The following is a 12,835-nucleotide window of genomic DNA, read 5'->3' on the forward strand; positions in this document are numbered from 1 at the left end:
TTTTCTTACACTTGGCGAGCTTGTTCTTTTTCTTCTCGAATAATAGCCCATTGTTCCTTAGCCATATCAATGATCTTTGCCTCGCCACCTATACTTTGCTTTTCAATGACCTTTGAAAAGAAGCGAGTAGCATTCTCTAAATCACCGATACGTCGTGATAGTTCAGCAATCATATACATAATTCGTACATCTGACATTTGAGTGGAGCTGTAATCCTCATTTGAATAAGAATCCATATAGTAATCTCGGGCCATTGTCATAAAACGTTGCTCTTGGCCTTCGTTTTTTAGTGAACGATATAGCCATGCAAGACGTAATGTAAGACCAGCTATAGCGACAAATTTTTCTTTTTTTATCGTACCGCAAAGGAACGTTAATTTATAAGCTTGTATTGCTTGGAATACAGTACGTTCTCCCTTGAAATCATGGTGTACCCACTTTTCTGTAATTTGCGTACGAATTTCATCTTGCGTGCCTGGGGCAAAATACTTTGAAAAGTCTTCTGTAAATGAAAATCCGCAATGCTCACAAACAAATACATTATAATAAAGGGCGTTTACACCATCTGCATAAATAGGATGAAAATCTGTTTCTGTATGATCTACTTTAATGAATTTAGAGCGTACTTTTAATGTTGGAAATTCTTTTTTACAATGAAGACAGTGAATTTTTTTTTCGTAATAAGGTGAAATCTCCATATTTGATACCTCTTTCATTGACTTATTATAACTATTATACCAATGTACATTTTATAAACGTGAATAAAAAATACTATTAATGTGAAAAATATTAGAATTTTTGCTAATAATCCTCTTGGAGCTGAATGTTTGTCATACAATAGTCAAAATTGATATGATAATAAATAAGAAGGAAGGTGATTGGGATGACAAGTAAGCAAGTAATTGAAGTTACTGAAGCGGCTGTCTTTCATATCAATGAAATGATGGAGAACAATGAAGAGCGAGGTTCGTTTTTACGTGTAGTTGTTAATGGTGGCGGATGCAGTGGCCTATCATACGGTATGCATTTTGATCAAGAGAAAAAAGAAGATGATTTTGAAGATGTACAACATGGTTTAACAGTTCTTGTTTCCCGTGAAGATGCGCCGATTATAATGGGGACAAAAATTGACTATAAACAATCGCTAATGGGCGGTGGGTTCACGATCGATAATCCAAATGCTATCGCATCATGCGGCTGTGGCACGTCTTTCAAAACAGCAAAACGTGAAGGTACGCCTGAGATTTGTGACTAAAAACTAAACAAAAAGCTCATTAATGGGCTCCAAATAATAAGCTTCTTTGATTTATGATGTTGTAAAACATGGTGAATGAAGGAGGCTTTTTTATAGCAAACACGAATTATCATATTGCTTAAACAATGGAGCAGAACCTTTTTATATTTCTTTTTAAAAAATAGGCCACGATTATTTCTAATCGTGGCCTTATTAATGTACCCATATTTCACTGCTAGTGAAGCTGTGTTAATACATATTCATAAATTTCATCGGATGATTTATTAAGAGCTATGGAGAACTCTGAAAAAATGTTCTCTTGTAAAGATTGCAGTAATTTCTCTTCTTGGTTAGGGAATTTTTTTTCAACCGCACTATATTCGAGCTTTTTTCGTAACAATGTGTTTAAAAGGTTTGCTTGTTTTTGGCGATTACCGGATTTAATTATTTCTAGATGAAATCTTGATCGATGAGTGTTTTGTTCAATCCATTCCACACCAGGTGTTGTAAATGAATGTAAAATATTGAGTGCTTCTTCTTTTTTAATAATGTCTCTAAGATGTTTTTTTGAATTGTCAATAGGGGTACGAATGACTAATTGTGGTTCATTTAGTGGTTGTAAAACGTAATATGTTTTTGTAATGTCGTTAAAGGTTTGTTCACAAATATCTTTAATAGAACAAAGTCCATGTGATGAATAAATGACTACATCGCCAACATTGTACATGTATATTCCCTCCAACAAACTATATTGTCAACTTAGTTGACTAAATTAATTATAAGCAATTAAAAGAATTTTGTCAACTTGATTGACGATTGCTGTTGTTTTTTTGTATATTAATAACGAAAAATATAGAATGAAGGTGAACCAGTTGAAGGACGAATTGCAGAATCGAGATGTAATTGACTTGTTGAGCGAACGTCACGAACTACTTCGACGACTTGCTGAAGAGAAGTGGAATAAACATCATACTATTTATATTTCAAACTCAGAATGGTGTATTTTGGGGATAATTTATAAAAAACAACTTATGATTTCAGACGTTGCTAAGGGTGTTGAATTTACAAGACAAGCAACCCATAAAATTATAAAAAGTTTGGAAGCAAAAGGATTAGTGAAGGTTACTGATGTCGAACATAGTAAAAAACATAAAGCAATTCGTATGACTGAATTTGGTCAAGAATGTTTTGAAAAGAACGAATGTTATAAAGCTGAAATTGAACAGCAACTAATTAATACTATAGGAGAAGATCAAGTAAACAATTTAAAAAATATATTAAAGCTTAATTGGAATATGGAGCAATTGGAAGCATAATATTTGATGATCCCGTGATGCTAAAGGAAATTCAAAATAGCGTATGAAATAAAAAAGATACTATTTTTTTAGCGAATAGACTAATTGCTACCTTAGGAAAAGTTTGCAAGCCTCTCCATTACGGAAGAGGCTTTTTAACTTCTTTCAGTAAAAGATTCCCACTCTAGATGATAATTCGTTTAACATAATCCTCCTTCTGTAAAACAATTGAATACTCTGTCGTTTTATGGTCACCAAAAGTTGTGGATGATATTTGTTAAAACGCATGCCATATATTGAAGTTGATCTTCGTTCCGATTGGGCGACTCCTCGGACGCCCCCAGGAAGCTTTGCTCTGTGCGAAAGCGTAGCGACAGCAATTGTTTTATCAGTGCGAAAGCGTAGCGACAGCAACAACAATTGTTTTATCTGTGCGAAAGCGAAGCGGCAGCGACAAAGCGCCCAGTCGGAACGGAAATCAACCACACGTTATGGTGATGGTCCTGTCATTTGTATCAGTGTTATATCTATATAAAATTGGCGTACATGTGTATTTTATGACCGAGAGTGTGGAGTAACCATAAAATTCTGAATTAATACTTCTATATATGGAAAATAGGCCGTTATAATAGTGATATAGAGGTGAAGAATATGAAAAAAGATAGAGGAAAAGTTTGGTTGGGTGTTGCGGGGGTAACTGTAAATGAGTTAGGCCAATGGCTAGTTGTTAAAAAGGCATATAGCGGATTAAAGGGAAGATGGTCATTGCCGGCTGGTTTTGTCAATGCGGGTGAAACAGTTGATGAGGCTGTTGTTCGTGAATTAAAAGAAGAAACGGGAATTGATTGCTATGTATCAGGCTTAATTGGCTTTCGAACGGGTGTGATTCGTGGTGACATTAGTGATAATATGGCGATATTTTATTGTCGGATGAAAGATGAGCAACAGAAGATTTGTCTTCAGGAAAAAGAATTATTAGAAGCGAAATGGATGTATCCAAAGGAGCTAGCTCAAGATGAGATGACATCAGTGATGTTAAAGGAAATGGCATCTAACCAATTTGAAAAGCACCAATTAGAGGGGATAGAAGGTATTAATCCAGGAGATGTCTTTGGCTATTCTTCTTATAAATTGTTCTTTAAAAAATAAAGTGACAGAGGAGGGGACCTATGATGGAGCTATTTTTGTTTATGTTAGAGCGTGTAGGGCTAATCATTGTGTTTGCCTTTTTAATGTCAAGATGGCGGCTCTTTCGGGGAGTGTTATTCCAGGATCAAGGGGTTAAGGAAAAGGTTTGGCTTATTATTATTTTTAGTGCTTTAAGTATAGTTAGCAGTTATACAGGGATAAAAATCGAAAGTGGTGCCATTAATCCTTTAAATCAAATGATACATAGCACTATAAATGCAGAGGAAGCCATTGCAAATACGAGGCTAATTGGCGTAGCTATTGCTGGTATTTTTGGTGGGCCACTTGTTGGCGTTAGCGTGGGGGTTATTGCAGGGATTCATCGTGTTACCCTTGGCGGTTTTACAGCGGTTGCCTGTGGTATTTCGACAATACTAGCAGGATTCATAACAGGTGGTTTAAGTAAGCAATTAAAAATACGTCAAACCTTCTCCTATAAAAAAGCTGTTATCATCGGAATTTGTGCAGAGACTTTACAAATGATTGTTATTTTAATAGTCGCAAAACCATTTGAACAAGCTTTGCAATTAGTTTCTTTAATAGCGCTACCGATGATTTTTATGAATGCCTTTGGGATTTTGATATTTTTCATTATTATTAAAACTTTTATTGATGAGGAAGAGCGCACAAAAGCATTACAAACACACCAAGCCTTTTCTATTGCTCAACAAACAATTGAACATTTTCGGAAAGGGTTAAATGAAGAATCGTGCCGAACGGTTGCGGAGATTATTAAAAGAGAGATTAAAGTTGATGCAGTCGCGATTACAGATACAAATGGAATTTTAGCACATGTAGGAGTAGGCGAGGATCATCACGTCATTCATCAAGAAATAATAACAGCTTTAACGAAGCGAGTGTTAGTAGAAGGACGCATTACTACAGCGGCATCCGCAAAAGAAATCAATTGTCCACATGAAGATTGTCCGTTAAGTGCTGCGATTGTTTTACCATTAAAAGTACAGCATAAAACGGTAGGTACTTTAAAGCTATATTTTATCAGTGTTTCTTCATTAACAGGTGCGAAAAAGGAGCTTGCTGAGGGCCTCAGTCGACTATTTTCCTCGCAGCTTGAATATGCTGAAATTGAGCAGCAAAGAAAGTTATTAAAGGATGCCGAAATTAAAGCGCTACAAGCGCAGGTTCATCCTCATTTCTTTTTTAATAGTCTCAATACTATTTCAAGTCTGATCCGAACGGATGCTGATGAGGCTAGAGCATTATTGATAAAGCTTAGTACGTTTTTCAGAAGTAATTTGCAGGGAGCTCGTCAAATGCTGATTCCATTAAAAAATGAAATTGATCATGTGGAGGCTTATTTGTCGATTGAACAAAAAAGATTTCCAAACCGCTACGATGTGAATTTTCACTTGGATGAATCATTGTTTGACGTACAAATCCCTCCATTTACCTTACAGCCACTTGTTGAAAATGCCATTTATCATGCCTTTAAAAATCGTAAAGAAGGCAAAATCGACGTAAAGGTGCAACGAATCAATAATAAGTTATTACTGTTAACAGAGGACAATGGCTGTGGGATGAGAAAAGAGCAGATTAAACAGCTTGGCAAAACGATCATGCAATCCGAACAAGGAACCGGGACAGCCTTATGGAATATTTATCAGCGTATTCATGAAATTTATGGAACTGAGGCAGATTTTCATATTTCAAGTAGGCTGGATGTTGGCACGAAAATTATGATACAGCTGCCATTAAAAGCCACAAGATGGGAGTAGAGTAATGTTAAATGTCTATATTGTAGATGATGAACCGTTAGCAAGGGCTGAATTGCGATATTTATTGGAGCAAACAAAGTTAGTTCAGATCATTGGTGAATCGGAGGATCTGGAGGAAATACTGTTGGATCCACAGTTTGAGCAGATTGATTGTGTGTTTTTAGATATACAGCTAGGCGTAAACAATGGCCTTGAATTGGCAAAACAACTGCAACAAAGCATACGTAAACCTGAAATTATTTTTGCTACTGCTTATGATGAGTATGCATTGCAGGCATTCGAAGTGAACGCCTTTGATTATATTTTGAAACCATTTGAGCCAGAGCGTGTCCAAAGTGCCGTTGAAAAGCTAGTGGCTAAAAGAAGAGCAACGCAGGCTAATACGATGGAAAAATTAAAGGATTTACAATTGGACAAGCTTGATAAATTAACAGTTTATGTGAATGATCGGATTTTACTTATTAAAATTCAAGAAATTTTATATTGTACATCTGAAGATAGTAAGACGATTGTGGTCACTGAGAATGGGAGATATTTTGCTTCAGAGTCATTAGCTGCTTTGGAGAATAAACTTACTTTAAAAGGTTTTGTGCGTGTCCATCGGGCATTTATCGTTAATCTAGAGCATATTGAAGAGCTCGAGCCTTGGAGTAGCTCAAAGTACAATTTGATTTTGCATAATAGGCATTCGATACCTGTCAGCAGACTTTATATGAAGGATGTGCGAAAGATATTTCAGCTATCAAAATAACTGCATTTCAACAGTAGAAAACTCCCTTTCAACTTGGAATTCTGACATTTCGGTGAATTTTATGAATAATTGTTCAATTCATTTGCTATGATGTGGAAAACGTAAAAGGAGTGATAACATGAATGCTATTACAATTGTAATAGGTTCCATTTGTGTACTGATGATTAGCTATCGTTTATATGGCATATTTTTCACAAAGAAGGTACTTAAGATAAAAGATGATACGCCCACCCCAGCACACGCTATGGAGGATGGTAAAGACTATGTTCCGACGAATAAATGGGTAACATTTGGGCATCATTTTGCTGCGATTGCAGCAGCTGGACCGTTAGTCGGACCTATTTTAGCTGCACAATTTGGCTATTTGCCTGGGCTCCTTTGGCTGTTAATTGGCGCGGTAATCGGTGGTGCAGTACATGATGCAGTAGTGTTATTCGCTTCTATGCGCCATGGTGGAAAGTCGTTATCAGAGGTCATGAAGAAGGAATTAGGACCTGTTGCAGGATTCTGTACAGGCCTTGCCATGCTATTTATTATTACAATTACAATGGCCGGGCTATCGATGGTTGTCCTTGGTGCGTTAGAGCGAAATCCATGGGGAACTTTTGCGGTAGGGATTACTATTCCAATAGCGATGCTTGTTGGTATTGCTTATCGTAAAACAGGAAATTTAATTGTTACCTCGACAGTTGGCTTTATTTTATTGATGATCGGTGTATTTATTGGACCGATGATTCAAGGAACGGCATTTGGTGATTTTTTAACGTTTGACCGTGATACTTTAGCTATTATTCTACCTATCTATGCATTCTTTGCGGCGGCATTACCTGTGTGGCTCTTATTAGCGCCGCGTGATTATTTAAGTAGTTTCATGAAAATTGGCGTGTTTATTGCATTAATCATCGGGGTCTTTTTCGTTAACCCAGTTATTCAATTCCCACCGATTACAGAGTTTATTCATGGTGGTGGTCCAGTAATTGCTGGTCCGGTATGGCCATTCGTTTCTATCACAATTGCCTGTGGGGCTATTTCTGGTTTCCATGCTTTCGTAGGCTCTGGGACAACGCCGAAAATGATTGATCGCTGGGAAGATATTCGTATCGTTGGTTTTGGTGCGATGCTCGTAGAATCTTTAGTAGGTGTAATGGCTTTAATTGCAGCAACAGCCCTTCATCCTGCAGATTACTTTGCGATTAATTCAGCCCCAGCAGTCTTTGCTACATTAGGAATGGAGCCGGTTCATTTACATGCATTAGCTGAACGTATTGGGATGGATTTAGAAGGACGTACAGGAGGAGCGGTTACGCTTGCAGTTGGGATGACGGATATTTTCACAGGGATTCCTTGGTTTGCTGAACTGTCTTCTTATTTCTATCAATTCGTGATCATGTTTGAAGCGGTCTTTATTTTAACGGCTATTGATGCTGGGACACGTGTAGCGCGCTATTTAATCCAAGATTTTGGCGGCAATGTATACAAGCCGCTGAAGCGTACAAATTGGCTTCCAGGTACAATCTTTGCAAGTGCACTTGCATGCTTCATGTGGGGATACTTATTGTATTCAGGAGATATTAGTTCGATTTGGGTATTATTCGGCGTTTCAAATCAGTTGATGGCGACAATCGGTTTAGTATGTGGTGTAACAATAGTATTAAAAGTTGCTGATAAGCGAATCTACGCCTTAACATGCTTTATCCCATTAGCCTATTTATATGTTACTGTAAACGTAGCAGGCTATTGGATGATTAAAAATGTGTATTGGAATACAGCATCTGCTGGTTACAATATGTTAAATGGTGTATTGTCTGTCATTATGTTAGTTTTAGGCTTTATCATTGTTATTGCTGCCATTAAAAAATGGGCAGAGCTTTGGAAGTCACCAAAGTTTTTATTATCACAAACAGCTTCATAATGAACAGCAAGAAACTATTGAAAATTAGTTGTATACTAGTTTTCAATAGTTTTTTATATGGTTCATCATCAAAAGTTGTGGATGGCATTTGTTAAAATATATGCCATAAATAGTTGATTTTCGTTCCGACTGGGCGACTCCTCGGGGATTAGCGATAGAGGAACGAAGGCTAAAATCATCACGTCCTGTGATAACGCCTTCGTGACCAACATCGTGTTGGCCCGAGACCCTGGAGCGAGCAACGCGAGTGAAGCGGCTCATCGGACGCCCCCAGGAAGCTCTGCTCTGCGCGAAAGCGAAGCGTCAGCGGCAAAGCGCCCAGTCGGAACGGAGATCAACCACACGCTATGGTGATGATTCCTAAATATGACGAACAAGCGAAATCAAGGATATGTTCATTGAAAGCGTTGTAGTAATCATGTAAACTAATGAGAGGAAAACGGAGGTTATACATACATGGATGGTCCAGTTTCATTAGTACAGTTAATCATTTCAATTTTGTTATTTTTCGTTATGTTCTTTGGTATTGGATTTTTATTGAATATGCTTCTGCGAATGACATGGTTAATGGCAATCGTGTATCCAATTGTTGTTATCTTTATTGTCGATGATGTAAGCTTTTTAGATTATATTTTCAAGCCAGGTTCTGCATTTCCAGCACTTTTAGATAAGTTACAGGCACTGCACCTTGTAGATGTGTCCATCTTATCTGGTGGCTTTGCCGGTTCAATTGTTGCGGGAATTGTCATGATTTATTTACGTAAAAGTGGTTATCGAATGTTTTAACTTCTTTCAGCGGGTATCAAGCATCCGTGAAATAGAGGAACTCAGTCTAATAACGCCACGTCCTGTGGCAACGACTGAGTGACCAACGTCGTGTTGGCCCAAAGCCTCCGGCGGATGTCACGGAATCGGAAAGGAGTTCTTTGTGCGTGCACAAAGCCGATTCCGGACGCAATTATGCCGAGGCATAATTGATCTTCTTTCAGCGGGTGTCCAGCATCCGCTGATTTTTTTATTGAATGTTTCCGATAAATCTTGAAAAGTTTCCGATAAACAAAAAAACACAGCCTCGACATGAGGATGTGTCTATTGTTACAAAAGAAACTGGTATGTGATGATGGCGATAAAAATTCCTGTTAATGCTCCAAAAAATACCTCACTCCGTTTATGGCCTAGTAATGTTTTAAGCTCCTCCATTTTCTCTTGCCCATCCATTTGCGGCCATTTTTTTAAATCATGAAGCAATGTTTCAAAGTCCTTCCGTAGTTGATTTAATACTGCTGCATGCTGACCTGCCTGAAAACGTACCCCACTCGCATCATACATGACGATAAATGAAAACATAGCGGCTACAGCAAATATTGGGGAATCTAATCCTGTTTCATAGGCTATAGAGGTTGTTAGTCCTGTTACGGAAGCGGAGTGTGAACTAGGCATACCCCCGGTGGAAGTAAATAATCCCCAGTCAATCTTTCGAGTCATTAAAAAATGAATAGGGATTTTTACAAACTGTGCAAAGAGAACAGCAAAAAGGGCAACGAGTAAAGGGGTATTTTGAAGTAAACTCATGATCATCACAACCTTCACTTATAATGCTTTTATTATAACATTCATTATTTTCTAAAAGCCAAATATTACGCGTTTTCTGAAACTTAGGTATAATAAAATATTGAATGGAGGAATGTACATGCATATTGTAAAAGAAGCAAAAACATTTGAAACGATTTCTACTGAAGTGTTAGTAGTAGGAGTCCCTAAGCATCGTGAACAAATGCAGGAATGGGCAAGCTTTTCATCATTTTATGGAGAATCCATTGATGCGTGGATTGGTGCAGGGGATGTATCTACTGCGTTAAAGAAAATGACGAAATTGCCATTCTTGAAGGGCCACGCAAATCTTAAACGCATTTTATTTGTTGGTTTAGATGATCGTAAGGACCTAACAGAAGACGATGTTCGTGCAGCATTTGGGTTGCTTGGCAAGGAACTAAGAGCCTTAAAGATTAAAGAATATTCGATTTGGCTTGAGTCGTTTACGACAGAGTCGATTACTGTAACAGATGTTGCATTTTTAGCTGGTGAAGGAACTGGTCTTGGTTATTATTCAATTCCTCATTACAAAACAACATCAAATGAAGTAGATAAACGTATTGACGCGGTTCATCTTGTAACTGCTGCTAATGATTTAGATGAAGTGGTGGCAAGCTTTGAGGTTGGCGCTATTTATGCAGATGCTGTAAATGAAGCACGTAGCTTAATTAATTTACCACCAAATTTACTGACAGCGACAGACTTAGCCAATTACGCAGAGTCCCTTGCAGTCGAGTACGATTTTGAAGTGGAAATTTTAGATAAAGCACAATTAGAGGAGCTTGGAATGGGCGGTATTTTATGTGTCAATCAAGGCTCCCATGAAGAACCTCGTTTAATAACTATAAAATATAAAGCGACTGAAGACTTTGACGATCCAATTGGCCTTGTAGGCAAAGGAGTTACATATGATACAGGTGGTTATTCCTTAAAGCCAAAAGATTCAATGGTAGGCATGAAGGGCGATATGGGCGGTGCGGCAGCCGTGCTAGGCGCCATGAAAATTATTGGTGAATTACGTCCTAACAAAAATGTCGTAGCCGTTATTGGCTCTACCGATAATATGGTATCTGGCACAGCCTTTAAGCCAGATGATGTTATTACGACATATAGTGGTAAGACGGTCGAAGTTTTAAATACCGATGCGGAAGGACGCTTAGTATTAGCAGACGCTACTACATATGCTAAACAACAAGGAGCCACTTGCCTGATCGATGTTGCAACGTTAACAGGTGGAGTGATTACAGCACTTGGTATGGATAAAACAGGTGCACTTTCTAATGACGATGAATTCTTTGCTGCTTTCATGGAAGCTGCACAGGAGACAGATGAATTTGTATGGCGCATGCCTTTAACAGAAAATGATAAAAAGCGAATTCGTAAATCAGATGTCGCTGATTTAAATAATTCTCCTGGTCGTGATGGACACATGATTTTTGGCGGAGGCTTTGTTGGTGAGTTTGTTGGTGATACACCATGGATTCACTTAGATATTGCAGGAACTTCAGATGCGATGGCTGTACATGATTTAGGTCCAAAAGGTGGTACAGGTGTGATGGTGCGTACACTAGCAAACTTTGTGCAACGTTTGGGAGAAGAAAAATAGAATAGGCGATAGACGTGTGATATATGCATTCTCCTACATACGATAGAGTAAAAAAGGGAGGAAGCTTATGACATTCTTCGGAGGTTATCCAGGAGGTGGCTTTTGGCCAATTGGTGGGCCATTTTTGGGAGGATTTTTAGGAAGTTTTCTTGGATCACAGTTTGGCCCATCTCCATTTTTTTCGCCGTTCTACCGCCCGTTTCCACCGTTTTACCGTCCGGGTCCACCATTTTTCCGACCAGGTCCACCGTTTGGAGGGCATCGTAGATATTAATTCAAACAAGATAGATCTCAAAAAAACCAGATGTCAGCAAGTGACACCTGGTTTTTCTAACTAAGTAGTTTAAGTAAGATGTATAAAAAAGATCTGCCCGATTTAATAAAAATCGAGCAGATTCTTGTATAAAAGTTATTTAATGCCTTGTTCCTTTTTCATCCGATCAATTTCAGGTCCAAGCTCGTCGTGTATTGTGCCTTTCCAAGGCTTCACGCCAGCAATGTATGAGGAGCGAGTCATAATATGCCCTCCAACAGGACCTGTGATGAACAGGAACAGTATACCAAGCAAAATGCGGGGATTAAAGTGATCTTCAATAAGCCAGAAGTGAAAGAATACGCCAATAAGTACGCACATGACACCGAGCGTTGCACTTTTAGAAGCAGCGTGAGCACGTGTGTACAAATCAGGTAAACGGACAAGACCAATGGCTGTCACGACAATAAATAGCACCCCTATAGAAATGAAAAAGAAAACTAAACTATTAGCGAGTATTGTCACGTTTAATGATATCTCCTTTCTCTATGAATTTAGAGAAAGCAACAGTACCGATAAATGATAAGATCGCTAACAATAATATAATCTCTAGGAAGAAGCTTGTTTCAACCAATACTGAAAACAGTGCAATTAGTGAGATGACTGATACACCCAATGAATCCAATGCTACTACACGGTCTGATGCAGAAGGTCCTTTAACCATTCGATAAATGACTGCAATCATTGATAAGCAAATCACTACAATCGAAGCAATAATAAACGTTGTCATGATTTACTCACCTCCAAAATCGCTTTCTCAAATGAATCTCGAATTGCTGTAATGGCTTCATCGACATCACTCATGTCGATTGCATGTACATACAAAGTTTTTGCATCATCTGATACGTGCACTACTACAGTACCAGGTGTTAACGTAATGAGACTCGATAATAACGTAATTTCCCATTCTTGTGTCAAAACAGTAGGATAGGCAAAGAACGCAGGCTGCATATCTAACTTTGGCTTTAAGACCACTCGAAGAACTTGTATATTCGCTAACACTAACTCCTTTAAAAAGAGTAAAGTCAGTTTAATGATTGCCCATATACGGTAGACGTAAAGACGAGCAGTAAAAAATCTACGCATAATAATGAGTAATACAATACCGAGAATGAACCCGATGATAAAGCCTGTTACAGTGTAATTAGAAGAAAGGAACATCCAAACGAAGGCAAGTGCAAAATTTAAAATAATTTGAAATGCCATA

15 protein-coding genes are annotated in these 12,835 nt (G+C 38.1%); 9 read left to right on the forward strand and 6 right to left on the reverse strand.

The window, feature by feature from the left end; genetic code table 11:
• Positions 1 to 5: 5 nt before the first annotated feature.
• On the reverse strand, positions 6 to 698 hold the full coding sequence (locus ACQKMI_RS20220; RefSeq protein WP_427491825.1) for a DUF2225 domain-containing protein: 693 nt from the start codon (positions 696 to 698) through the stop codon (positions 6 to 8).
• Between the two features lie 185 nt (positions 699 to 883).
• Here ACQKMI_RS20220 and ACQKMI_RS20225 point away from each other — a divergent pair, with 185 nt between their 5' ends.
• Positions 884 to 1,255 (forward strand): iron-sulfur cluster assembly accessory protein, encoded by a 372-nt coding sequence (locus ACQKMI_RS20225; RefSeq protein ID WP_323648125.1) that lies wholly within the window; start codon positions 884 to 886, stop codon positions 1,253 to 1,255.
• Between the two features lie 214 nt (positions 1,256 to 1,469).
• On the opposite strand, the gene ACQKMI_RS20230 is transcribed toward ACQKMI_RS20225, so the two are convergent.
• On the reverse strand, positions 1,470 to 1,961 hold the full coding sequence (locus tag ACQKMI_RS20230) for a CarD family transcriptional regulator (RefSeq protein ID WP_427491827.1): 492 nt from the start codon (positions 1,959 to 1,961) through the stop codon (positions 1,470 to 1,472).
• Between the two features lie 82 nt (positions 1,962 to 2,043).
• Between ACQKMI_RS20230 and ACQKMI_RS20235 the strand changes: the two genes are divergently transcribed.
• The 6 genes from ACQKMI_RS20235 to ACQKMI_RS20260 all read left to right on the forward strand — a co-directional run bounded on the left by ACQKMI_RS20235 (position 2,044) and on the right by ACQKMI_RS20260 (position 8,902).
• The gene (locus ACQKMI_RS20235) at positions 2,044 to 2,550 is read left to right on the forward strand and encodes a MarR family winged helix-turn-helix transcriptional regulator (protein WP_427491829.1); all 507 of its coding nucleotides are present in this window, start codon (positions 2,044 to 2,046) and stop codon (positions 2,548 to 2,550) included.
• Positions 2,551 to 3,180: 630 nt separating this feature from the next.
• The gene (locus ACQKMI_RS20240; RefSeq protein WP_323648102.1) at positions 3,181 to 3,678 is read left to right on the forward strand and encodes an NUDIX hydrolase; all 498 of its coding nucleotides are present in this window, start codon (positions 3,181 to 3,183) and stop codon (positions 3,676 to 3,678) included.
• A gap of 23 nt (positions 3,679 to 3,701) precedes the next feature.
• Complete coding sequence (locus tag ACQKMI_RS20245) at positions 3,702 to 5,453, forward strand: LytS/YhcK type 5TM receptor domain-containing protein (protein ID WP_427491880.1); 1,752 nt, start codon at positions 3,702 to 3,704, stop codon at positions 5,451 to 5,453.
• Positions 5,454 to 5,457: 4 nt separating this feature from the next.
• Positions 5,458 to 6,204, forward strand: a complete 747-nt coding sequence (locus tag ACQKMI_RS20250) for a LytR/AlgR family response regulator transcription factor (RefSeq protein WP_427491830.1) — start codon at positions 5,458 to 5,460, stop codon at positions 6,202 to 6,204.
• 118 nt (positions 6,205 to 6,322) lie between these two features.
• Positions 6,323 to 8,116, forward strand: a complete 1,794-nt coding sequence (cstA, locus tag ACQKMI_RS20255; RefSeq protein ID WP_427491832.1) for a carbon starvation protein CstA — start codon at positions 6,323 to 6,325, stop codon at positions 8,114 to 8,116.
• A 456-nt stretch (positions 8,117 to 8,572) separates the two neighbouring features.
• Positions 8,573 to 8,902: a YuiB family protein gene (locus tag ACQKMI_RS20260; protein ID WP_079561513.1), complete on the forward strand. Its 330-nt coding sequence runs from the start codon at positions 8,573 to 8,575 to the stop codon at positions 8,900 to 8,902.
• A 309-nt stretch (positions 8,903 to 9,211) separates the two neighbouring features.
• On the opposite strand, the gene ACQKMI_RS20265 is transcribed toward ACQKMI_RS20260, so the two are convergent.
• Complete coding sequence (locus tag ACQKMI_RS20265) at positions 9,212 to 9,694, reverse strand: divergent PAP2 family protein (protein WP_427491834.1); 483 nt, start codon at positions 9,692 to 9,694, stop codon at positions 9,212 to 9,214.
• 112 nt (positions 9,695 to 9,806) lie between these two features.
• Between ACQKMI_RS20265 and ACQKMI_RS20270 the strand changes: the two genes are divergently transcribed.
• Together ACQKMI_RS20270 and ACQKMI_RS20275 are read left to right on the forward strand one after the other, a co-directional pair.
• Positions 9,807 to 11,315, forward strand: a complete 1,509-nt coding sequence (locus tag ACQKMI_RS20270; RefSeq protein WP_427491836.1) for a leucyl aminopeptidase — start codon at positions 9,807 to 9,809, stop codon at positions 11,313 to 11,315.
• Between the two features lie 67 nt (positions 11,316 to 11,382).
• Positions 11,383 to 11,589: a hypothetical protein gene (locus ACQKMI_RS20275; protein ID WP_079561516.1), complete on the forward strand. Its 207-nt coding sequence runs from the start codon at positions 11,383 to 11,385 to the stop codon at positions 11,587 to 11,589.
• Between the two features lie 135 nt (positions 11,590 to 11,724).
• On the opposite strand, the gene mnhG is transcribed toward ACQKMI_RS20275, so the two are convergent.
• The 3 genes from mnhG to ACQKMI_RS20290 are packed head-to-tail and all read right to left on the reverse strand — an operon-like array spanning position 11,725 to position 12,834.
• Positions 11,725 to 12,093, reverse strand: a complete 369-nt coding sequence (gene mnhG, locus ACQKMI_RS20280) for a monovalent cation/H(+) antiporter subunit G (RefSeq protein WP_427491838.1) — start codon at positions 12,091 to 12,093, stop codon at positions 11,725 to 11,727.
• The gene (locus ACQKMI_RS20285) at positions 12,077 to 12,358 is read right to left on the reverse strand and encodes a Na(+)/H(+) antiporter subunit F1 (RefSeq protein ID WP_323648090.1); all 282 of its coding nucleotides are present in this window, start codon (positions 12,356 to 12,358) and stop codon (positions 12,077 to 12,079) included. Before ACQKMI_RS20285 ends, mnhG begins: the two co-directional genes overlap by 17 nt.
• Complete coding sequence (locus ACQKMI_RS20290; protein ID WP_427491840.1) at positions 12,355 to 12,834, reverse strand: Na+/H+ antiporter subunit E; 480 nt, start codon at positions 12,832 to 12,834, stop codon at positions 12,355 to 12,357. Before ACQKMI_RS20290 ends, ACQKMI_RS20285 begins: the two co-directional genes overlap by 4 nt.
• Between the last annotated feature and the right edge of the window lies 1 nt (position 12,835).

Origin of the sequence: Lysinibacillus sp. NPDC097214, assembly GCF_050277945.1 — a bacterium.
GTDB lineage: Bacteria > Bacillota > Bacilli > Bacillales_A > Planococcaceae > Lysinibacillus > Lysinibacillus xylanilyticus_B.